This window comes from Mycobacterium sp. ITM-2016-00317 (assembly GCF_002968295.1).
Lineage (GTDB): Bacteria > Actinomycetota > Actinomycetes > Mycobacteriales > Mycobacteriaceae > Mycobacterium.
Genome location: NZ_CP134399.1, coordinates 1,420,390 through 1,441,944 on the forward strand (window position 1 = coordinate 1,420,390; position 21,555 = coordinate 1,441,944).

The window sequence follows — 21,555 nt, forward strand, 5'->3', positions numbered from 1 at the left end:
GTTATCCACAGAACGGCGCGTGGAATGCAATTTCGGCGGGGAGCTAGCGTTGGCAGGTGGGGCACCAGTAGGTGACGCGATCGCCGCCCTTGTCCGTCTCGATCCGTGTACCGCAGCGGCGACACGGCAGACCGGCCCGGCCGTACACCCACACGTCCTGGCCGGGCCGGGTGTTGCCGGTCGTGGTGCGGTTGAGCCGAGTCCGGTTGAGCCACAACATCTGCTGTGCACGGCTGACCAGGCGCAGCGGGTCGGACACCTCGCCGACGGCGGTGCCGGGCCGCAGCCCGAACACGAAGCACAGCTCGTTGGCGTAGACGTTGCCCACGCCGGCCATCACGCGTTGATCCAGCAGCGCCTCGGCCAGCGGGCGGGATGGGTCGGTCATCAGGTTCTCTGCCGCCACAGACGCCGACCAGTCGGCGCCGAGGAGGTCCGGACCGAGGTGGGCGACGGCGTCCATGTCGGTGGCGCGGTCCAGGATCTCCAGTATCCCGAGGTCGACGCCGAAGGCCCGCGACTGCGCGGTCTCCAGCACGATGCGGATCTTGTACGCGGGCACCCGGACCCGGCCGATCACCCAGGCGCCGTCCATCTTCAGGTGCGAGTGGATGCTGGCCTGCCCGACGCGGATGAACAGATGCTTGCCCCGGCTGAGCACTTCGTCGACGACCTGACCGCTGAGGTCGACCGCTGCGTACCGGGGCACCCGGACGTCGCAGCGGGTCAACTCCCGGCCCTCGAGTGCCTCGCGGAGTTTCAGGGCCGTGCGAAAGACGGTGTCTCCCTCTGGCATCAGCGCAACCGCAGGCCTCGGGGGGTGCGCGAAAAGCCCGCGGTCGCCAGTGCCTCGACCACCACCGACTCTCGGCTCTCCAGCACCGGCACCCCGTCCACGCGTTCCACCAGCAGACCCGGAACCCGTTGCCGCGACACCAGTTCGGCCAGAGTCGCAGCGGCGGCGTTGGCGATCTCGGCATCGGCGGTGAAGCTCAGCAGCGAACGGCCGCCCCGCTCGACGAACCACGCCAGCTCCCCGTCGACGAGCACCACCAGCGCGCCGGCCTTACGCCCGGGACGATGCGCGGTCTCGCCGTCACCGCCGCGAGCCGGCCAGGGCAGCGCGGCGCCGTACGGATTGGCCGGATCGGTCGCGGCCAACGCGATCGCGCGCAGCGTGTGCTGTTTGTCGTCGATGCTGTCGGCATAGCTGCGCAGCCGGTCGACGGTGCTGGCCGTCGCGAACTGTGCGCCGCCCAGCGACTCGACGAAGTAACCACGCTGGCACCGGCCCGCCTCCTCCATCGTGGTCAGCACCTTGTACATCGACGCGAACCCGCCGGGCACGTTCTCGGCCGCCACCGCGCCCCTGGTCAGCACCCCGTGCCGGGTCAGCAGCTGCTCGGCCTGATAGTGCGCCCGCATCGTGGTGTCGACCTCGGCGATCGGCAGCGCTGACCAGCGTCCGGCCACTGTGGGATCGGTGTCGCGGTGCGCGCTCAGGCTCGACGTGCTCAGGCTGTACCGGCTCAGCCGCGGCGCGCGCCGGTGCCGATGCGACGGCGTGGCCGACCGGCGCTGCCCCGACCCACGGGTGCCCGCCAGCAGCGCACGCACCGGCGCGAAAGTGTCACCACCCACGTAACCAGCCCAGATCAACTGCCACAACGCCTCTTTCAGCGACTCCGTGGTCGTCCCGTCGACCGAGAGCTGCCGGAAGAAGTAGGCCCCGCCACCGGACAGCGCGCCCAGGATCGTGTGGTGGACGTCGGTCAGGTCGAGCTCACCCGGCGGCGCCAGCGACAGTGGCGCGGTCTCGGCGAGGTGGAACGCCACCCACCCGTCGGCCGCCGACAGTGACCCGGCGCCCGACCACAGCACCTCCCCGGAGGCCAACAGCTCGTCGAGCATGCCGGGTTGGTAGTCGCGCACCCGCTGCCCGAAGATCAGCGGCTCGACCGCTGAGGCCGGCATCGGCACGCCGGCGAGCTGGTCGATCACCGCGGCCAGCCCGTCGACGCCCGAGACCGTGTCGCTGCCGAGCATCTGCCAGGACGGCAGGAAGCGGCCGAACGCGGCGGTGCTGACCGGCTCGATCTGGGCGCGCAGCGCCGCCAGTGAGCGGCGGCGCAGGATCCGCAGCACTTCCGCATCACACCACTGGTCACCGGAATCGATTGGCACATCGGTGAACTCGCCGCGCACCAGTTTGCCGTCGGCGGCCAGCCGGCCCAGCACGTCGGCGGCCACCCGCAGGCCCAGTCCGAACCGCGTCGCCGCGTCCGCGGTGGTGAACGGTCCGCGGGTGCGGGCATAGCGCGACAGCAGCTCGCCCAGCGGGTCGACGACCGGTTCCAGGAACGCCATCGGGACGCCGACCGGTACCGCCACGCCGACGCCGTCGCGCAGCCGGCCGATGTCCTCCACGGCGGCCCACCACGTCTGCCCGGCGAACGACACCTGCAGCACCCGTTTGGTGCTCAGTAGCCCGTCCAGCCAGCCGCCGATGTCGTCGGTGGTGCACCGGGCGGCGATCTCCTCGGTGGTCAGCGGTCCGAGCAGGCGCAGCAGGTCGGCCACGCCCTCGGCGTCGCGGGCCTGCCGGTCCGGCGCCAGGTGCTGGAGCTGGCGCGCGGTGTTGGTCACGACGTCGGCGTCGAGGAGTTCGCGCAGTTCCACCCGGCCGAGCAGTTCGGCCAGCAGCGTGGGATCCAACGACAGTGCGGCGGCGCGTCGTTCGGCCAGCGGGCTGTCGCCTTCGTACATGAACGCGCCGACGTAGCCGAACAGCAGGGACGCCGCGAACGGCGACGGGGTCGACGTCTCGACCTCCAGCAGGCGCACCCGGCGCTGCGCGATGCGCGACATCAGCTGGGTCAGCATCGGCACGTCGTAGACGTCCTGCAGGCATTCGCGGACGGCTTCGAGCACGATCGGGAAATCTGGGTAGCCGCGGGCCACGTCGAGCAACTGGGCGGCGCGCTGGCGCTGGTGCCACAGCGGGGATCGCTTGCCCGGATGGCGGCGCGGCAGCAGCAGCGCCCGTGCCGCGCACTCCCGGAACCGGGACGCGAACAGCGCCGACGAACTGACCTCCGTGGTCACCAGCGGTTCGATCTCGTCGGCGTCGAACACGAAGATGTCCGCGCCCGGGGCGGTGTCGTCGGTGTCGGGCAGCCGCACGATGATGCCGTCGTCGGAGGCGGTCGGTTTCTCGTCGATGCCGTAGCGCTCGTAGAGCCGCTTGCCCACCGCCAGCGCGAGCGGGCCGTGCACCCGCAGCCCGTAGGGGGAATGCAGGATGACGCGCCAGTCGCCCAGTTCGTCGCGGAACCGTTCCACCACCAGCGTGGTGTCCGACGGCACGGTGGAGGTCGCCTCCCGCTGTTCGGAGATCAGCTGCCACAGGTTGTCGGTTGCGAAGGCGTCGAATCCCACGGTGTGGCAACGCTGCTCGAACTTCTCGCGCTCCAGCCGGGCCAGTTCGCCGGTGAACGCGCCGATCGCCGCGCCGAGCTCGGCGGGCCGCCCGACCCCGTCACCTCGCCAGAACGGCAGCCGGGCCGGCTCACCCGGGGCAGGGACGACGAGCACCCGGTCGTGGGTGATCTCGGTGATCCGCCAGCTCGTCGCGCCCAGTGAGATCACGTCGCCGGGGCGGGACTCGTAGACCATCTCCTCGTCGAGTTCACCGACGCGCGAGGGTTTGTCGGAGTCGGCGTTGGCGGCCAGATACACGGTGAACAGGCCGCGGTCGGGGATCGCCCCGCCCGAGGTGACGGCCAGCCGCTGCGCGCCGGGCCGCGAGGTCAGGGTGCCGGCGTCGCGGTCGTAGACGATGCGTGGCCGCAGCTCGGCGAACTGCGTCGACGGGTATTTGCCCGACAGCAGGTCCAGCGTCGCCTCGAACGCGCTGCGCGGCAGCGTGGCGAACGGCGCGCTGCGCCGCACGGTGTCGAACCAGGCCTCGGCGTTGATCGGCTCCAGCGCGCAGGCCGCCACGGTGTGCTGGGCCAGCACATCCAGTGGGTTGGCGGGCACCCGCATGGTCTCGATCTGGCCGGCCAGCATCCGTTGCACGCTGACCGCGCAGCCGATCAGGTCGGTGCGGTGCTTGGGCAACAGCACGCCCTGGCTGATCTCGCCGACCTGGTGGCCGGCCCGGCCGATGCGCTGCAGCCCGCTGGCCACCGACGGCGGTGTCTCCACCTGGATCACCAGATCCACGGCGCCCATGTCGATGCCGAGTTCCAGGCTGGAGGTCGCGACCACGGCCTTGAGCCGTCCGCTCTTGAGCGCGTCCTCGACGTCGGCGCGGGCCTCCTTGCTGACCGAGCCGTGGTGGGCGCGGGCGAGCACCGGTTCCGCGCCGAAGGTCTGTCCGCTGCCCATCAGGTGTGCCGGTGCACCGCCGGCCACCCCGGGGTTGTGCGCGCCGAGTTCGATCCCGGCGCGTTCGGCGTGGATCTCGTTGATCCGGGCGGTCAGCCGCTCGGCCAACCGCCGCGAGTTGGCGAACACGATCGAGGAGTTGTGCGCCTCGATCAGGTCGACGATGCGCTCCTCCACCGCGGGCCAGATGGACTGGGTGTCGGGGGAGGCCATGTCGGGGACCGGCACCTGCACGGTCAGGTCGAACGTCTTGGCCGCCGGCGGCGCGACGATCGTCGTCAGCGCGGTGCCGGACAGGAACCGCGCCACCTCTTCGGGTGGGCGCACGGTCGCCGAGAGTCCGATCCGCTGGGCGGGCTTCGGCAACATCGCGTCCAGCCGTTCCAGGGACACCGCCAGGTGCGCGCCGCGCTTGGTGGCCGCGACGGCGTGCACCTCGTCGACGATGACCGTCTGTACCTGGCTCAGGGTCTCCCGGGCGGCCGAGGTCAGCATCAGGAACAGGGACTCGGGCGTGGTGATCAGGATGTCGGGCGGGCTGGCGATCAGCTCGCGGCGCTTGCTCGGTGTGGTGTCGCCGGAGCGCACGCCGACGCTGATGGCCGGGGGTGGCTGCCCGGCGCGCTCGGCGATACGCGAGATGCCGGTCAGCGGGGTGCGCAGATTGCGTTCGACGTCGACGGCCAGCGCCTTGAGCGGTGAGACGTACAGCACCCGCGTTGCGCGTTCGGTCTGCGGTTCGCGGACCAACCCGTCGATCGCCCACAGGAATGCGGCCAGCGTCTTGCCGGAGCCGGTGGGCGCGATCACCAGGGTGTTGTCGCCGTCGGCGATCGCCTTCCAGGCTTGGGCCTGCGCGGGAGTCGGCTCGACGAAGGTGCCGGCGAACCACTCGCGCGTCAGCGCGGAGAAGCGCCCCAGCGGATCGGTCGGCACGGACATGGGTCCATGGTGCCTCCAGCCACCGACATTTCCTCGGCCGATCGTCCGAAATGCGAAAACGGGCACGTCACGCGGCTTCGGGATTAGGCTCGAGTGGTGGTTGCGGGGGACTGGCGTCCCAGGGTCCCGGCCGCGACGATCGGTCGGCCGAGGATCGCCGATCGCGTCGTCCAACGTCCGGAGGTGCTCAGCCGGCTGCGAACGTCAGCTGGCGGTGACGTCGTGGTCCTGTCCGCGCCGGCCGGTTACGGCAAGACCACTGCGGCAGCGCTGTGGGACGCGGACGACGACCGGCCGTTCGCCTGGGCGCGCATCGACCACCTGGACGACGACCCCGCGCATCTGCTGCTGCACATCGCGACGGCCGTGGTCCGTCTCACCGAGGACGACAGCGATCTGCTGCGCTACCTGCGCGGTCCGGGCCGGTGTCCGCTGACCCACCTGGTGCCCGCCGTGGTGCAGGCGCTGGAGGCGCACGGGCCGATCGTGATCCTGCTCGACGACGCGCACAAGCTCACGGCTCCCGCGGCCGTCGCGGCGTTGCAGACGCTGCTCGCCGAGGCCCCCGCGACGGTCGTCACCGCGTTGCTGGGCCGTCAGGTGCTGCCGCTGGGGCTGGCGAGGCGCCGGCTCCAGCACACCGTCGTGGCGATCGACCAGGAGGTGCTGCGGTTCTCGGCGACCGAAACCGCCGAGGCGCTCACTGCGATCCGCGGCCCGTGCGACGACGCGACCGTCGCCGCGGTCGCCGACCTCTGTGAAGGCTGGCCCGCCGGGGTGGTGCTGACGGCGATGGCGCTGCGCGACGGCACCGCGCTGGAAGCGCTGGCCGAGCACGGCAATCTGGTGGTCGACTACGTGGTCGAGGAGGTCATCAACCGACTCGACGCCGAGACCGCGACGTTCCAGGTCGAGTCGGCGGTGCTGGGGCGGTTCACCGCCGAGCAGCTCGACACGGTGCTCGGGCGCGACGACGCCGGACACATGCTGGCGGTGCTGGCGGACTCGGGCAATCCGTTCCTGGTCGCCCTCGACCACCCTCGGGTGTGGTACCGCTATCACCATCTGTTCGGCGACGTGCTGCGCGGTCGGCTGCGTGACACCGCTCCGGCCCGCTTCCGTGAATTGGCCACGCGCGCAGCGGATCTGTTGGAGCGTGACGGTGACATCGACGGCGCGCTGATGCAGGCGCTCGACGCCGGGGACCGCGGGCGCGCGGCCGCGCTGGTGGGCCGCGAAGCGGTGCGGCTGGGCTTCGACGGCCGCGCCGGGGTGTTGGCGCGCCGGCTCGCGACGCTGGACGCGCGCACGTTCGCCGAGTACCCCGACGCGGCGGTGGCGCGCGCGTGGCTGGGCGTCACGACCGCCGACGCCGAACTGATCCAGCGGTCGCTGATGCTCGCCGTGGCCGCCGATCGCGGGCAGAGACTGTCGGACGGCACACCGTCGGTGAAAGTCGCGGTAGCACTGATCAGTTCACTGCTCGGCGCAGGCGGGGTCGGCGATGTGGTGGAGCAGGCCGATGTGGTCCGCGCGGCCGGGGACCACCTGGTGAACCCATGGTGGGGGGCGGCCACGGTGATGAAGGGCTCCGCCGAGGCCATGCGCGGGCACCCGACACAGGCCCGCGCGCTGCTCGACGCCGCGCTGCCGGTGATCGACGACCTGCCGGGTTTCCACGCCGCAGCACTCGCGCACCTGGCGCTTCTCGATCTGGCCGGCGGCGACGACGACGCGGCCATGGAACGCAGTGAGGCGGCGCGGACGCTGGTGGACAAGTACGACCTGTGCGACGTCGTGCCGATGATCGTCGTGTATGCGACGAGCGCGGTGATGGCCGCCCGCACGGCGGATCTGACCGGCGTCCGGCAGGCGGTGACGGTGACCGAGACGTTGCTGGCGCAGCTGGGTCATTTGTCCGCGCGCACAGCGCTTCTGGGGCATGGGCTGCTTGCCTGGACCGCCGCGGTGATCCAGGATCCGACGTTGCTGGGCCGGCATCTGGCGGCTGCAGAACGGGCCTGTCACCGCGAGCCCGGCGCGGTCGCGCTGGTGCAACGGGTGGACCGCGTCAAGGCCATGGCGGTCGGTGGCGCCCGGCCGCTGACCGCCGCCGAACTGCGCCTGCTACCGCATCTGGCCAGCCACCTCTCGCTGCAGCGGATCGCCGAGGAGTTGGTGATCGGCCGGGAGACGGCCAAGAGCCAGGCCACCGCGATCTACCGCAAGCTCGGCGTGTCCTCGCGCGGCGAGGCGGTGGCCGAGGCGAAAAGGGTTGGCCTGATACCGGAGTGAGGTCAGCCCAGGGGGCAGGCCGCCAGGTTCCGCCACAGGTTCTGCAGGCTCTGGGTGCCGCCGAACAGTGTGGTGAAGTGCGTCGAGTCGACCAGCACGATGTCGCCGGCGCGGTCTCCGTCGGGCGGCATCCAGACCACCGCGTTGAACGCGGAGCCGCCCGCGTCGGTGAACGGGTGGGGGCGGCCGGGGTCGATCGGCTGACGCGCCAGCACCCGGAGATTCGCGCCCTCCGGCGCGGTCAGCTCGTAGTGGGGCAGATGCTGGTGAAAGCTCAGGGTGGGGACGTCGGCCAGCAGCCCTAGTTCGTCGAACTCCCGGAACGTGTTCAGCGCGACCGGGTCTCGTGTTCCGTCGACGACGGCGGGACGTAGCCCCCAGATGTTGTGCACCGGCACGCCCAGCGCGCGCATCAGCGATCGGGTGTATCTGCTGAACCGCTGCTGTCGCGGCACCAGTCGGTCCCCGTGGTGCAGGTACTCGACCTGCCGCTGAGCGAGGTCGTCGGTGAACCCGACGTCGTGGTGCGGTGCCAGCAGCAGGCAGGTGCCCTCCCGGTGCAGCCACGCGCGCAGCGCGTCGACTTCGTCACGGCCGGCTTCCAGTTCGGAGTTCAGATGGTCCAGGCCGAACACCATGAGCGTGTCGGTGTCGTCCAGGATCCGTTCGTCGATCGGCTGGGGGTAGCCGGCCTGGTCCACCCGCTGGAACACCGCCACCGGATGTCCGGTCACCTCGCCGACGAGGTCCTGGAACGACAGCGTCGACCGGTGGAACAACTCGAGTGTGCCGGCGATGCCCTGCAGGAAGTTCGCCGCGCCGAACCCGGGCGTCTCGTAGGCCGGGTACCCGACGTTGCGGACCTCGGTCAACGTCGAGAACCGGTTGCTCATCGCGGCCGGGTCGCGTTGGGCCTCCCAGGGGTAGCTCCACGTCCAGTAGATGCTCAGCCGCCGCCTGCCGTCACGGGGTCGACGACGGTGGTCCTGGTTGTACGTGCGGGCGGGCCGGGCTGTCATCAGCGCTCCCGGCCGCCGAGCTCGGTGAGGTAGCGCAACGCGCCCAGGCCGGGCAGGAAGAAGTAGCCGCCACCGCGAATCGTGGTGAAGGCGGGAATGCCTTTGTGTACCTTGCGGATAGGTCGCTTCGGCACGGTGAAATCCAGTGTGCCGTCCTGGGCGCCGCCGATCGGGTCGTGCTCGTTGCCCAGCTCGTGGAAGGTCTTGTCGTTGATCCACACGTTCTGGGCGAACTCGAACTGACGGACCAGGCTGGCGCAGATGATGAACGCGGCGATGCCCCGGTCGACACCGTCCTCGGGTGCCCCGTCCGGCAGAGCAGGGCCGTAGGTCGCGCCCCGGCGGATCATCCGGCGCCGGTTCATGTAGTGCGCGGTGTCGCGCGGATTGAGGCGGCGCGCGTGTGAACCCAGCGGACAGGCATACCCGAACGGGTCCATCTCCTTGTAGTTGAAATCGTTGTTGCGCATCGGGTCTGCGCCCAGTTCCGGATCGTCGACGGTGGGGGCGAGTACCAGCGGAGCGCCGCTGCGCCAGCGGCCCATGAACTTCGCCGCCAGCAGCTCCTGCTCCTGGGGCGTCTCGGCGTGGTCGGACAGGTAGGCGCGGAACGTTCCGACATGCTCCTGAAGCCTGCGGTAGGCCAGGTAACTCCCGTTGCGTGACAACGCCGCAGGCTCGGGGAGCCCCACGACGGGGCCGTCCTCGTCGGGATAGCCGAGGATGAACTCGCCCGGCTCCAGTGCCGCACCCGAACCCGGGGTCGGGTCTTCGCCCGAGCCCTTGATCACCGGTTGGGACAGCCGGTCCCGGAACCCGAAGTGGTCGTGTGCGTAGTTGAACGGCGGATGGGCGTTCAGGTCCAGGAACGACAGCGTGCGGACGCCGTCGCAGCGCGCCACAAGCCTGTCGTGTTCGCCGACACAGCGCGCATGTTCGGCGTCGTCGCGGGCGAAGAGGATCGCGATCGCGTGCAGGTCGTCCCCGGCGAGGCCGCCGACCCAGTGCCGCGGTGCGTTGGCGCCGGTGTCGCCGAGGATGTCGGCGCGCGCCGCCATGCCCTCCCGGAACTCGCCGGGAAACGTGGCCAGCGCCGCGTCCGGAACCCCGAGCGCGCGAAGGCCGTTCCAGGTGAACGCCACCGTGACCCAGCGCTTTGTCGCGTCCATGGTGGCGTCGGCCTCGGCCGCCGAGGCGACCACGTCGAGAAGCTCGGCCAGCCAGGCCCGCCCACCCTCGGGGCGCTCGAACGTCAGGAACTCGTACCGTCCCGTCATCGCCGGTGTCCGGGTGAGCAGGATGTGCTGGATGTCGTCGAGTTCGAGGGGCATCGCAAGCGCTCATCACTGCATCTGGTCGAGCATGTCGGAGAACGCCGCCTTCAGGCGCAGCGCCTTCTTGATCTCGTCGGCGGTGACGTACGGATATTCGCCGTACTCCAGGAAGCTCGGATAGTGGTGGTCGCGAACGAATTTGATGAAGGCCTCCGGATTGGTCTGCCAATCCTCGGGGAAGCCTTCGAGATTCGTGAACACCGTGGTGATTCCGGTCGCGCCGAACAAGCGCACCGCGTCCTCGGTGTACTTGTCGAAGTCGGTGTCGAAGATGCCCTGATACTGGAAATGCAGCCCTGAGCCGACGTCGAACAGCACCCAGCGCAGGTAGTGCAACCGCAACGGCGCCAGCACGTCGGGCGTGCCGGCGACCGCTTCCTCGATCTGTTTGGCGTAGGCACGCACGGCGTCTTCGCGGCCCTCCTTGACCTTGGCGATGATCGAGAAGCCGTAGCAGGCCGGGGTGCGGGGGAAGACCGGCCCGTAGCGGCCCCGCTCGAGTTCCAGGTAGCCCTCGGGTGGGATCGCCATCGCCGCCGGACGCGGCCAATCGCTATCGCCTGCAGCCACTGTCAGCCTTCCGGATCGTCGTCGGTCGGAGCGTATGGCGGCCGCCGAGACGTGTCGTCCCCCTTTCTGGGGGAACCGCCGGCAGTGCGCGACACGTCGTTCCGCGGTGCGGTTTCACCCGTTGTGGGGGATGGCGGGACCACAGACCGATGCTTACGCTGACGCGGCCACGAGCCACGAGAGGCTGTGCGCGAACCCGATACCGGAGGGTGCAAGATGCGGTTGGTTTACCTGCTGGTCGCCCCTGCGGTGTGGTCGACCGGGATCGCGGTCGCGCCGCCGGTGGTCGCCGACTGCACCAGCGCCGGCGGCACGACCATCTGTTCGCAGGGCGACGTCCGAGGGGCCAGCGGCGGGGAGGGGCCGAGCGGCGCAGGCCCCTACGTGCCGTATCCGTGCGACGTGAACGACTATGCCTGCAGTCAGTGGTGGAGCAACGATTTCGACGCCGACATCGATATCAACCCCGGTCCGCGTCCGCCTGGCGGGCCCGACATCGGACGGCCGGGCCAGCCTGGCGGTGGCGGCGGCGGCATTGGCGGCGGCGGTCGCGGCGGACGATGAGAACAAAGGAGACACAGATGTCGGCAACCTCCCGCGTGGCCTGGGTGGCTGGGCTCGCCTGCGCCGCGGTGTTCGGCGCGGCCCCGGCCATCGCGCAGCCGCCGGCACCCGCGCAGCCGCCGGCACCCGCGCCGTCGCCGGTCGTGCAACCGCCGGCACCGCCGCCACCGAACTGCACCGCGGCGGACCTGACCGGTGTGCTGACCGGGGTAATGGCGTCCACGACGGCCTACCTGTACACCCATCCGCTGGTCAACGACTTCTTCACTGCGATGGCGGACCTGCCGCCCGAGGAGCGGGCCGTGGCGTTGGCGGCCTTCATGGACGAAAACCCTCAGACGCGCGCGGAGCTGCAGGGAATTCGTCAGCCGATGGTGGATTTCCGCAACCGCTGCGGGGGGTGACGGGCCTACGATCGTTGAATGCGAAACAACTCGGCGTGGCGGGTGGCCGCCGCGGTGCTCGGCGCGACCGGCGTCGTCCTGTCCTCAGCGACCGCGCTTGCCCAGCCGGCGCCGAACTGTACGGCCGCCGACCTGGCCCTCGCGATGACCGGGGTCAGCGCGGGCACGTCGGCCTACCTGTTCACCCATCCGGTCGCGAACGAGTTCTACACGTCGATCAAGGACATGGCGCCCGAGCAGAAGCAGGCGGCCGTGACCGCATTCGCCGACCAGAACCCGCAGATCGCTGCGGAGATGCGCGGGATCCGACAGCCGTTGATGGACTTCCGCAACCGCTGCGGGCACCACTGAGGTCAGCGCTGACCCGGCGCGACGGCCTCGGCCAACTCCGGCGGGATTCCAGGGACTCGTAGCACCGCGTCCAGCAGAGCGTGGGCGCACAGGTCGGCGATGAAGTCGGCGTCCAGCGACGAGTCCAGCAGCCTTTGACGGCACATCTCGAACGTGAACGCCAGCCACCCGTAGACGGTGGCGCGCAGGTCCCGTTCCACCTTGGCCTCGACCGCGCCGACGGCATCGGTGATGCGGTCGATGATCCGGCCGGCCTGGCGGTCGTTGTCGATGTCCTCGATGCCGCGCAGCACCGGATCCGACTTGCCCATCCCGAGGTAGGTCGTCCACGCCCGCTGCGGGTGCAGTTCGTCGTAGCGCAGATACGCCAGCACGCCGCTGCGAACCTGCGCGAACAATGTCTGGCCCGGCAGCGGAGGGGTGTTGGTGGCGTGGAACATTCGCTCGCCCTCGGCGCGCACGACCGCGGCGAAGAACGCCCGCTTGTCGGGGAAGTAGTGGTACATCAGCGCGCGGGAAACCCCGGCGCGTTCGGCGATCTCGTCGATGCGGACCTCGTCGTAGGGCCGCTGTCCGAACACCTCGGCGCCGAGGGCCAGTAGTTCGTTGCGACGTTCCTCAGGTGACAGTCGCCGGCGTCCTCCAGCCATGGGCCGATACTACTTGACACATGTGTAATAGCGGCGGAGGCTGGGGCGCATGGCCATCGTCGGCGACCGACGGTCGTTTCCGAAGCTGCCCCACCCGCCGCGGCGCGTTCCGGTCCTCGGCGACGTGTTCGGCTTCAGTGCAGACATTCTCACCCAACCGCCTGCGACGATGGTAGGCCCGGTCTTCGAGTTCCGTTTTCTGGGAGCACGGTACGTGGTAGCAGCGGGCCCGGAAGCGGTGGTCGAGCTCAGCGACGAGAGCCGGTTCTGCAAGCACATCGGTCCCGACATCGAGGCATTGCGGATCATGGGCGGCGACGGGCTGTTCACCGCCTACAACGACGAACCGAACTGGCAGATCGCGCACGACGTGCTGTTGCCGGCGTTCAGCCGGCAGGCGATGCGCGACTATCACGCGGTCATGTTCGATGTCGCCGACGAGTTGGTGGCGCGCTGGGACGCCCGCGCGGACACCGGCGAGGTCATTGACGTCCCCGCCGACACCACCCGGGCGACGCTGGAGACCATCGGCCGGTGCGCGGCCGGTCACCCGTTCGGGTGCTTCGACTCCGAAGACCCGCACCCGTTCGTCGAGCACATGGTCGCCGGGCTGCAGGGTTCGGATCGGCTCGGGGTGTTGCGGGCGACGTTCCTGCCCGGTGCCGTCGCCCGGCGCGCCGAACGGGCGGTGCGCTACCACGCCAGGCAGCTGCACGCGATCGCCGACGAGATCATCGCCGAGCGCGTGCGGGAAGGGCTGGGGCGCCACGACGATCTGCTCGAGCTGATGCTGATGTCGGACCTGGAGCGGCCAACATCCGCTACCAGTTGATCAACTTCCTGGTGGCCGGGCATGAAACCACCTCCGGCGCGCTGTCTTTCGCACTGTACTTTCTGTCCGTGCATCCGGAGGCCGCTGACCGGGCGCGTGCCGAGATCGCCGAGGTGTGGGGTGACGACGACCGGCCCGACTTCGAGCTGATCGCCAAGTTACGTTATGTCCGAAGGATCTTCGACGAAGCACTGCGGTTGCAGCCGACGGTGCCGGGATATTACCGGGCCGCCCGCGAGGACACCGTGCTGGCCGGGGTGCACCCGATGCGCAAGGGGGACTGGGTCCTTGCGCTGACGATGGGTCTGCACCGCGACCGGCGGTGGGGCGGCGACCCCGACGCCTTCGATCCGGACCGCTTCTCTCCCGAGCGGGTCAAGGCGCGCCCGGCGGGGCTGTACAAACCGTTCGGCACGGGGCCGAGATCGTGCATCGGCAGGCAGTTCGCGCTGCATGAGGCGGTGCTGTTGCTGGCTGTGCTGCTGCGCCGGTACGACCTGATCCCCGACCCCGACTACCGCCTCGAGGTCGCCCAGCGACTGACGCTGATGCCCAAGGACTTCTACCTCACGCTCACCCGCAGAACCTGAAGCGCCGTCAGAGCTCGCGCAGAGTGCGCTGATAGCGGCGCATGCCCTTGATCCAGCGGTCGTAGTCGCCGCCCTTGTGCCGGTACATCTCCAGCAACTCGGCGTGCGGCAACACCAGGAACCGGTCGGCGCGGATCGCCTCGACCGTCACCGCCGCGACGTCGGCCGCGCCGATGACGCCCGCCGACTGCTCGATCGACGCCGCGCCGAGCCGCCCGTCGGGATCGTCGGCGCCCCGGACCGCTTGCAGTAGTGGGGTTTCCACGCCGAGCGGGCACACGCAGCTGACGCCGACGCCGTCGTCGCCGTAGGTGATCGCGAGCCACTCGGCGAACCCGACCGCGGCGTGCTTGGTCACCGCGTAGCCTGCCGCGCCGAGTTGGGTCAGCAGTCCGGCCGCCGAGGCCAGCGACACGAAGTATCCCGACCCGCGCGACTGCCAGTGCGGCACCAGCAGCCGGGCCGCGCGGACGTGGGCGCGCAGGTTCACGTCGAGGATCGTGTCCCAGTCGGATTCTGTTCCGAGCCCGGGCTTTCCGATGATGCCGGCGTTGGCGACATAGATGTCGACCGGGGTGAACTCGCGCGCCGCCAGCGTGATCAGCGCTTCGATGTCGGCGATCTCGGCCGCGTCGGCCCGCAGCGCGATCGCCGCGCCGCCGTCCGCGCCGATCGCTGCCGCCGTGGCGTGCGCGCCGGCCTCGTCGAGGTCACCGAGGACGACGCTGACGCCGTGCGCAGCCAACTCGGTCGCGATCGCCGCCCCGATCCCGGAGGCGGCTCCCGTGACGATCGCGGTCTTGCCGTGGAGTTCCATGCCCTGAGTCTGCCGCGAGCGTGCGGAAAGTAGCCCGAAAAGACGGCGTGTCGGCCGCAGACTCGCACGCTCGCGCGACAGAGGGTGGGGGTCAGCCGAAGTGCACGCCCTGGGCCAGCGGCAGCTCGGTGGAGTAGTTGACGGTGTTGGTCGCGCGGCGCATGTAGGCCTTCCACGCGTCAGAGCCGGACTCGCGGCCGCCGCCGGTCTCTTTCTCGCCGCCGAACGCGCCGCCGATCTCCGCGCCCGAGGTGCCGATGTTGACGTTGGCGATGCCGCAGTCCGACCCGTCGGCGGCCAGGAAGCGCTCTGCCTCCCGCATGTCGAGCGTGAAGATCGACGACGAAAGACCCTGGGGCACCGCATTGTTGAGCGCGATCGCCTCGTCGAGAGTGTCGTAGGTCAGCACGTAGAGGATCGGCGCGAACGTCTCCTGGTGCACCACCGCGCTCTGCGCGGGCATCCGGACCACCGCGGGCGTCACATAGAACGCGCCCTCGTCCCCGACGTCGACCCGCTCGCCGCCGGTCACCGAGCCGCCCTCGGCGACGGCCTGCTGCAGCGCGCCGACCATGTCGCGGTAGGACGCCGTGTGGATCAGCGGCCCCACCAGCGTCCCGTCGGCGAACGGATCACTGACCGGCAGCTGTCGGTAGGCCGCCACGATGCGGTCCACCAGCTCGTCGGCGATCGACGAGTGCACGATCAGCCGCCGCAGCGTGGTGCACCGCTGCCCGGCCGTGCCCGCCGCCGAGAACACGATGCCGCGCACCGCCAGGTCCAGGTCGGCGGCCGGGGTCACGATCGCGGCGTTGTTGCCGCCCAGTTCCAGCAGCGCGCGACCGAAACGGGCGGCCACCCGCGGGCCCACCTCCCGGCCCATCCGCACGGATCCGGTGGCCGACAGCAGCGCCACGCGCGGATCGTCGACCAGCTGCTCACCGACCGCACGCTCACCGAGCAGCAGCCGACCCACCGACGACGGCGCGCCGACGTCCGCGCACGCGCGCTCCAGCAGCGCCTGACAGGCCACCGCGGTCAACGGCGTCAGCTCCGAGGGCTTCCACACCACGGTGTCGCCGCACACCAGCGCGACGGCGGTGTTCCACGCCCACACCGCGACCGGGAAGTTGAACGCGGTGATCACACCGACCACGCCGAGCGGATGCCAGTTCTCCATCAGCCGGTGCCCGGGGCGCTCGGAGGCGATCGTGCGGCCGTACAGCTGCCGCGACAGCCCGACCGCGAACTCGCAGATGTCGATCATCTCCTGCACTTCGCCGAGCGCCTCGGAGGTGATCTTGCCGGCCTCGATGGTCACCAGCGAGGCCAGCGCCTCCTTGTGCTCGACGAGCAGCTGTCCCAGCCGGGCCACCAGCGCCCCGCGCACCGGCGCCGGGGTGGTCCGCCATGTCGAGAACGCCTCGGCTGCTGCGGAAATCGCGGCCTCGGCGTCGGCCGTCGAGGACGCGGGCACGGTGAACAGCACGTCGCCGGTGATCGGGGTGCTCGCAGGCAGGCCTTCGGATCCGGGGTCGCCGAGCGGGACGTCGGCGCCGACGGCGGCCAGCGCGTCCCTGACGCGCGTGCGTAACGCATCGGCGGTCGGCAGCGGGGAAGTCAGGACTGTGGTCATGGGCAGGCGACTTTCTGGTCGGGTTCGTGGTTGTGGTGGGGGTCGTGACTCAGAGGTGACGGGCGGGCGCTCCGATACAGTGCGGCCATGACCGAGCCCGCTGACGCGCAGCCGCTGGACGAGATCGATCGCGTGCTGGCCCGTGAGCTGGTCGCCGACGGCCGGGCCACGCTCGCGCATCTGGCGGCGACGGCGGGGCTGTCGGTGTCGGCGGTGCAGTCCAGGGTGCGGCGGCTGGAGGCGCGCGGGGTGGTCAGCGGGTACGCCGCGCGCATCGACCCGGAGGCCGTCGGCAGCAAGCTGTCGGCGTTCGTGGCCATCACTCCTCTCGATCCCTCTCAACCCGATGATGCCCCCGCGCGGCTGGAACACATCCCCGAGATCGAGGCGTGCTATTCGGTGGCCGGTGAGGACAACTACCTGCTGCTGGTCCACGTCGAGTCGGCGCGGGCCCTGGAGGGGCTGCTGCAGAAGATCCGCACCGCTGCCGACGTGAAGACGCGGAGCACGATCATCTTACAGAAATTTTATAGCGACAGGCGCTACATACCGTAGGAACTACGGTCACAGCACGCACAGCCGTAAAAATTCCGATAGGATCTGCGGTCATGACTGCTGTTCTTCCGGAAAACCGCCGGGGAGTCGACCGGGTTCCGGCCGGTCTTGTCCCGGCCGACGTGCACGAGGTGCTCGCGCGCAGCATCCTCGCCGACGGTCTCGATCTGGTGCTCGACCTCGACCGGTCGCACGGCTCGTACCTGGTCGACGCCCGCACCGGCCGCGGCTACCTGGACATGTTCACGTTCTTCGCGTCCTCGGCGCTGGGGATGAACCATCCCGGCCTCGCGGGGGATCCCGACTTTCGCGCCGAACTGGCGGCCGCGGCGCTCAACAAGCCGAGCAACTCCGATGTCTACAGCGTGCCGATGGCCCGCTTCGTCGACACGTTCGCCCGCGTGCTGGGTGATCCGCAGCTGCCGCACCTGTTCTTCGTCGATGGCGGCGCCCTCGCGGTGGAGAACGCGCTGAAGGTCGCGTTCGACTGGAAGAGCCGCCTCAACCAGGCCCGCGGCCTCAGCCCGGAGCTCGGCACCAAGGTGCTGCATCTCGAGGGCGCGTTCCACGGGCGCAGCGGTTACACGATGTCGCTGACCAACACCGACCCCAACAAGGTGGCGCGTTTCCCGAAGTTCGACTGGCCCCGCATCGACGCGCCAGTGGCCAGCCCCGACTTGGACGATGAAGCCATCGACGCCCTGGAGGCCGAGTCGCTGCGGCAGGCCCGTGCGGCGTTCGAGGCCGACCCGCACGACATCGCTTGCTTCATCGCCGAACCGATCCAGGGGGAGGGCGGCGACCGCCACTTCCGCCCGGAGTTCTTCGCCGCGATGCGCCGGCTGTGCGACGAGTTCGACGCGCTGCTGATCTTCGACGAGGTGCAGACCGGCTGCGGTATCACCGGAACCCCTTGGGCCTACCAGCAATTGGGTGTGACGCCCGACGTCGTCGCGTTCGGCAAGAAGACCCAGGTGTGCGGCGTGATGGCCGGCGGGCACGTCGACGAGGTCGCCGACAACGTGTTCGCGGTCGGGTCGCGGATCAACTCGACGTGGGGCGGCAACCTGGTCGACATGGTTCGCGCGCGCCGGATCCTGGAGGTGATCGAGGTCGACGACCTGTTCACCCGCGCCGCCGAGAGCGGCCGCCATCTGCGTGACCGGCTCGACGAGCTGGCCGACGAGTTCCCCGCCCTGGTGCACGACGTGCGGGGCCGCGGGCTGATGTGCGCGTTCAGCATGCCCGACGCAGCACGCCGCGACGAGTTGATCGCGCGGCTGTGGGACCGCGAGGTGATCATGCTGGGCTGCGGGCCCGACAGTGTCCGGTTCCGGCCGGCGTTGACGGTCGCGACCTCGGAGATCGACGCCGCGGTCGACGCGGTGCGCGCGGTGCTCAGCTCGATGTGAGCCTGCGGATCGTCGACCGCAGCCGGGGCAGATCCGCCCCGCCGACCAGTTCGCAGCCGTGCAGTTCGGCGAGTTTGCGCGCCGCGGGCGTGAACTCGTGGTTGGTGACGACCATCGTCTGGGTGCAGTCCTGCATCGGCGCCCCGGCGACCACCTCCTGCACGGCCCCGGCGCCGACGGGCCGCGACTGCCGCTTGCACTGCACCGCGAGCCGGTTGGGCCGGTTGCCGACGATCAGGTCGACGCCCCAGTCGCCGGTCAGCGGAGTCATGATCACCGGCACGCCGCAGGTTCGGGCGATCCGCGCGATGTAGTCCTCGAACTCGGTGCCCGACATGTCGGTGTGGACGGGTCCCTCGTTGGTGCCCGGGGTGGCTGCACCGACCACCACGGCGCGTACAAAGCGGGGGGCCGCTACCGCGCCGGCCGGAATCAGCAACCCGGCCATCGCAGTCCAGCCGAGGTCGGCGCCGGCCAGGTAGGCCGTCGTACCTGCGGCGATTCCCAGCGCCGCGTACAGCTTCCACCTCAGCCTCGTCACGGCAGCATCGTAGGCAACGCCGCCGACATCACTGACAGGTCGGGTTTATCGCCGCGGGCGTTCGGGAACCCCGCGCACACCAACCGGCCTGCTCGAACTGGAGAACGACACGATGGCGGACCTGTCCCACCAGACCCGGGAGCTGCGGCGCGCCGCCGACTACAGCGCGCCGGGCGTCTGGGATGCGGTGCGTACGGGTTTCGCGTTCGCGGCGGCCGGGGCGGCGTTCCTGTTCGTGGCGCTGGTGTGGATCGGGACGTGCACCGGGTCGCTCGCCGACGCGGCCGGTTGCGGAGTCCCTCAGCGTGCGATGCTCGCGCTCGGCGCGCCGGCGATCCTGCTGGTCGGGGCTCTGTGGTCGCTGGCCCGCAGCTTCCGGGTGCCGCACGGGATCAGCCGCTGGGCCTGGCAGGGCGCCGGCTGGACGCTTCTGGCTCTCACGGTGCTCAGCGCCGTGCTGAGTCTTCCCTCGCTGCCCTGGCGGTAGCAGACTGGAGGGGTAGTTCTAAGGAGTTACCCATGAAGGGTCCCAGAGATCCAGTCGACCATTCCCGTACCACCCGGCCGCACGCCGGCGAGTCGATGACGGACAACAAGATCATGCCGGGGCTCGTGGTGATCGGTCTCGCAATCGTCAGCTTCGTCGCCACGCTGGCGGCGTTCGCCACCTCCCACGAGGGGGTGGGGTTGCTGCTCGCCGCGATCGCCGGGCTCTGCTTTGTGATCGGCGGCTCCTGGCTGCTGATCGAGCATCGCCGCGTCCGGCGTCTCGAAGAGCTTTGGTACGCAGAGCATCCGGGCACAGTCCGGCAGCGGCCCAACAGCTGAACGGTCTGTGTCGATGTCGAGATTGCCCTCAGGGTCGTGGTTGGTCGTTCTTCCGCAGCCCTGGCGGCAATGTCGGCTTGAGTCGCCGGATCTGTCAGCGCCGAGGTTCAGCATCGCTGCATGCAACGGGTGTTCATCGGTAGCGACGCGTTGGCTTCCGGGGCGCTGACGAGATCGGCGCTGCGCTGGAATTACCGCCGGATCCTGCCCGACGTCTATGCGCCCGCGTCCTCGGTGTTGACCCTGCGCGACCGCACGGTCGCGGCGTGGCTGTGGTCTCGCCGCGGCGGGATCATCGCCGGCGCCGCGGCCGCAGCGCTGCACGGCGCCCGGTGGGTCGAGCAGGATGTGCCGGTCGACCTGATCTGGCGGTGTGGCCGTCCGCCACCTGGGATCGTCGTGCGGAACCAACGGATCGACGGGGACGAGGTCACCGAGATCTCAGGCATGCTGGTGACGACGCCGCAGCGCACCGCGCTGGACCTGGCCCGGCATCTGCCCCGGGACCTGGCGGTGGCGCGACTGGATGCGTTGGCCAATGCGACGGAGGTCAAGGCAGTCGACGTGCTGACACTCGCGCAGCGTTATCCCGCGTCGCGCGGATCGCTCCGGGCAGTGCGCGCGCTGAGTCTGATGGACGGGGGAGCCCAGTCGCCGCGTGAGACCTGGTTGCGGCTGGTCCTTGTCGACAACTGGGAAGACCGGGTATGCACCCAGATCCGGGTGGGCGAAGGTCGGGAGGTGGCCTACCTCGACATGGGGTACGACGAGCCGAGGATCGGCCTCGACTACGAGGGAGCCCATCATTACGCGGACCGTGGCACGTACGTCCGCGATATCGGGCGGGCCGAACTGGTCGAGCGTGATGGATGGATCGACATCAAGGTCGTCAAAGAGCATTCGCCGCAGTTTGTCGTCTGGCGTGTCAACGAAGCGTTCACGCGCCGGGGCTACACGCCGAGATTGCGCCTAGGGCCGCGGAACCGCCGACGACCACGACCGTGACCGCAATCTCGGCCGCCAGGGGAGCCGTCGAACACCGAACGGGCCCAACCGGTTGCCCGGTCAGACCCGTCCCTGCGGTCTTACTGCGTCTTACTGGTTGGCTTCCTGGCGCTTCTCGGCGGCCTTGGCGCCGGCGCGGGCCGACTCGGCCTCGGCTTCCTTCTCGGCCACGTCGCGCTGTGCATCGGCCTTGTCCTGCTGGGCCTTGCCCTCGCGGATCATGTCGTCGCGACCGGTGACGGTGCCGACAGTTTCCTTGGCCTTGCCCTTCACGTCCTCGACGACGCCCTTGATGCCTTCTTCGGGACCACTGTTCTTCTCGGTCATGCTTGCCTTCCGCTCGCTGGGTGGATGGGGCCTCAGCGCCCCGTCGTTTGAGCCACACCCTGGCTTCCCGAAGCGCTCGATGGCTAAACAGATGACCGCGGTCACACCCGACATCTCTCAGCGGCAATGGGTTTGCGGGCCGATGCCGGCAAACGCTGCGCGGGAGAACGAGCAGTGAAAGAACACGCGAAGAGGGGTTTGGTCTGCACGGAGCGTGGGGTACTGAGTCCGCACCATGATGACCACCCCACCGTGCGCGTCACTGCATCATCGGCGCCAGTATCAGGAAAGCGCCCGCGTATGTCGCGACGACCGTCAATATCAGGACCGCCAACGTGATACCGGCGACTGCCAGAATCCGGCGCAGCGGGTTGGTGTGCTGAGTCATAAACCCCGGTTACCCGGGGTCGCGATGCCGTTAACCGGCGCTCGGTGCGCCCATGAATAACGGCGATACAGCCTGGGGTAATGTCGCTGGGAAGTTTCCGGGA

The 21,555-nt window shown here is 69.9% G+C and carries 20 protein-coding genes and 1 pseudogene; 10 read left to right on the top strand and 11 right to left on the bottom strand.

Annotated features, from left to right (window positions below; genetic code table 11):
- Positions 1 to 43: 43 nt before the first annotated feature.
- Together nei2 and C6A87_RS06815 are read right to left on the bottom strand one after the other, a co-directional pair.
- Entirely contained in the window at positions 44 to 796 is a 753-nt protein-coding gene (gene nei2, locus C6A87_RS06810) for an endonuclease VIII Nei2 (protein WP_311116551.1), read from the bottom strand.
- A complete protein-coding gene (locus C6A87_RS06815) occupies positions 796 to 5,334 on the bottom strand; it encodes an ATP-dependent helicase (protein WP_311116552.1) in 4,539 nt (1,512 codons plus the stop codon). The genes nei2 and C6A87_RS06815 overlap by 1 nt, the downstream gene beginning before the upstream one ends.
- A gap of 96 nt (positions 5,335 to 5,430) precedes the next feature.
- Here C6A87_RS06815 and C6A87_RS06820 point away from each other — a divergent pair, with 96 nt between their 5' ends.
- Complete coding sequence (locus tag C6A87_RS06820) at positions 5,431 to 7,629, top strand: AAA family ATPase (protein ID WP_311116553.1); 2,199 nt, start codon at positions 5,431 to 5,433, stop codon at positions 7,627 to 7,629.
- Positions 7,630 to 7,631: 2 nt separating this feature from the next.
- Here C6A87_RS06820 and C6A87_RS06825 read toward each other — a convergent pair whose 3' ends face one another.
- The 3 genes from C6A87_RS06825 to C6A87_RS06835 are packed head-to-tail and all read right to left on the bottom strand — an operon-like array spanning position 7,632 to position 10,513.
- Positions 7,632 to 8,648 carry a hypothetical protein gene (locus tag C6A87_RS06825; protein WP_311116554.1) on the bottom strand — a complete coding sequence of 339 codons (1,017 nt, stop codon included), beginning with the start codon at positions 8,646 to 8,648 and terminating at the stop codon, positions 7,632 to 7,634.
- Positions 8,648 to 9,979: a peroxidase gene (locus tag C6A87_RS06830; RefSeq protein WP_311116555.1), complete on the bottom strand. Its 1,332-nt coding sequence runs from the start codon at positions 9,977 to 9,979 to the stop codon at positions 8,648 to 8,650. The genes C6A87_RS06825 and C6A87_RS06830 overlap by 1 nt, the downstream gene beginning before the upstream one ends.
- A 12-nt stretch (positions 9,980 to 9,991) precedes the next feature.
- Complete coding sequence (locus C6A87_RS06835; RefSeq protein ID WP_311117836.1) at positions 9,992 to 10,513, bottom strand: hypothetical protein; 522 nt, start codon at positions 10,511 to 10,513, stop codon at positions 9,992 to 9,994.
- A gap of 255 nt (positions 10,514 to 10,768) precedes the next feature.
- Between C6A87_RS06835 and C6A87_RS06840 the strand changes: the two genes are divergently transcribed.
- Genes C6A87_RS06840 through C6A87_RS06850 form a run of 3 tightly spaced genes read left to right on the top strand, consistent with a single transcriptional unit; the run spans position 10,769 to position 11,871 of the window.
- On the top strand, positions 10,769 to 11,116 hold the full coding sequence (locus tag C6A87_RS06840; RefSeq protein ID WP_311116556.1) for a hypothetical protein: 348 nt from the start codon (positions 10,769 to 10,771) through the stop codon (positions 11,114 to 11,116).
- A 17-nt stretch (positions 11,117 to 11,133) separates the two neighbouring features.
- Positions 11,134 to 11,520: a heme-binding protein gene (locus C6A87_RS06845; RefSeq protein ID WP_311116557.1), complete on the top strand. Its 387-nt coding sequence runs from the start codon at positions 11,134 to 11,136 to the stop codon at positions 11,518 to 11,520.
- An 18-nt stretch (positions 11,521 to 11,538) separates the two neighbouring features.
- Complete coding sequence (locus tag C6A87_RS06850; protein WP_311116558.1) at positions 11,539 to 11,871, top strand: heme-binding protein; 333 nt, start codon at positions 11,539 to 11,541, stop codon at positions 11,869 to 11,871.
- A 2-nt stretch (positions 11,872 to 11,873) separates the two neighbouring features.
- Here C6A87_RS06850 and C6A87_RS06855 read toward each other — a convergent pair whose 3' ends face one another.
- Entirely contained in the window at positions 11,874 to 12,521 is a 648-nt protein-coding gene (locus C6A87_RS06855) for a helix-turn-helix domain-containing protein (protein WP_311116559.1), read from the bottom strand.
- A gap of 49 nt (positions 12,522 to 12,570) precedes the next feature.
- On the opposite strand from C6A87_RS06855, the pseudogene C6A87_RS06860 reads away from it, so the two are divergent.
- Positions 12,571 to 13,943, top strand: a pseudogene (locus C6A87_RS06860) (cytochrome P450).
- Between the two features lie 7 nt (positions 13,944 to 13,950).
- Here the strand turns inward: C6A87_RS06860 and C6A87_RS06865 are convergent.
- Together C6A87_RS06865 and C6A87_RS06870 are read right to left on the bottom strand one after the other, a co-directional pair.
- The gene (locus C6A87_RS06865; protein ID WP_311116560.1) at positions 13,951 to 14,760 is read right to left on the bottom strand and encodes an SDR family oxidoreductase; all 810 of its coding nucleotides are present in this window, start codon (positions 14,758 to 14,760) and stop codon (positions 13,951 to 13,953) included.
- 91 nt (positions 14,761 to 14,851) lie between these two features.
- On the bottom strand, positions 14,852 to 16,396 hold the full coding sequence (locus tag C6A87_RS06870) for an aldehyde dehydrogenase family protein (RefSeq protein ID WP_311116561.1): 1,545 nt from the start codon (positions 16,394 to 16,396) through the stop codon (positions 14,852 to 14,854).
- Positions 16,397 to 16,483: 87 nt separating this feature from the next.
- Between C6A87_RS06870 and C6A87_RS06875 the strand changes: the two genes are divergently transcribed.
- A complete protein-coding gene (locus tag C6A87_RS06875; RefSeq protein ID WP_311116562.1) occupies positions 16,484 to 16,951 on the top strand; it encodes an Lrp/AsnC family transcriptional regulator in 468 nt (155 codons plus the stop codon).
- 53 nt (positions 16,952 to 17,004) lie between these two features.
- Positions 17,005 to 18,363, top strand: a complete 1,359-nt coding sequence (gene lat, locus C6A87_RS06880; protein ID WP_311116563.1) for an L-lysine 6-transaminase — start codon at positions 17,005 to 17,007, stop codon at positions 18,361 to 18,363.
- Here lat and C6A87_RS06885 read toward each other — a convergent pair.
- Positions 18,350 to 18,904 carry a restriction endonuclease gene (locus tag C6A87_RS06885; protein ID WP_311116564.1) on the bottom strand — a complete coding sequence of 185 codons (555 nt, stop codon included), beginning with the start codon at positions 18,902 to 18,904 and terminating at the stop codon, positions 18,350 to 18,352. The two genes, lat and C6A87_RS06885, sit on opposite strands and share 14 nt — an antisense overlap.
- A gap of 112 nt (positions 18,905 to 19,016) precedes the next feature.
- Between C6A87_RS06885 and C6A87_RS06890 the strand changes: the two genes are divergently transcribed.
- From C6A87_RS06890 to C6A87_RS06900, 3 genes are all read left to right on the top strand, one after another.
- Positions 19,017 to 19,391, top strand: a complete 375-nt coding sequence (locus C6A87_RS06890) for a hypothetical protein (RefSeq protein ID WP_311116565.1) — start codon at positions 19,017 to 19,019, stop codon at positions 19,389 to 19,391.
- 32 nt (positions 19,392 to 19,423) lie between these two features.
- The gene (usfY, locus tag C6A87_RS06895; RefSeq protein WP_311116566.1) at positions 19,424 to 19,732 is read left to right on the top strand and encodes a protein UsfY; all 309 of its coding nucleotides are present in this window, start codon (positions 19,424 to 19,426) and stop codon (positions 19,730 to 19,732) included.
- Positions 19,733 to 19,852: 120 nt separating this feature from the next.
- Positions 19,853 to 20,737 carry a hypothetical protein gene (locus C6A87_RS06900; protein WP_311116567.1) on the top strand — a complete coding sequence of 295 codons (885 nt, stop codon included), beginning with the start codon at positions 19,853 to 19,855 and terminating at the stop codon, positions 20,735 to 20,737.
- 90 nt (positions 20,738 to 20,827) lie between these two features.
- On the opposite strand, the gene C6A87_RS06905 is transcribed toward C6A87_RS06900, so the two are convergent.
- Both C6A87_RS06905 and C6A87_RS06910 read right to left on the bottom strand, forming a co-directional pair.
- Positions 20,828 to 21,064, bottom strand: coding sequence for a CsbD family protein (locus C6A87_RS06905; RefSeq protein ID WP_311116568.1), 237 nt, complete (start codon positions 21,062 to 21,064; stop codon positions 20,828 to 20,830).
- A gap of 259 nt (positions 21,065 to 21,323) precedes the next feature.
- Positions 21,324 to 21,452 carry a hypothetical protein gene (locus tag C6A87_RS06910; protein WP_311116569.1) on the bottom strand — a complete coding sequence of 43 codons (129 nt, stop codon included), beginning with the start codon at positions 21,450 to 21,452 and terminating at the stop codon, positions 21,324 to 21,326.
- Positions 21,453 to 21,555 lie beyond the last annotated feature (103 nt).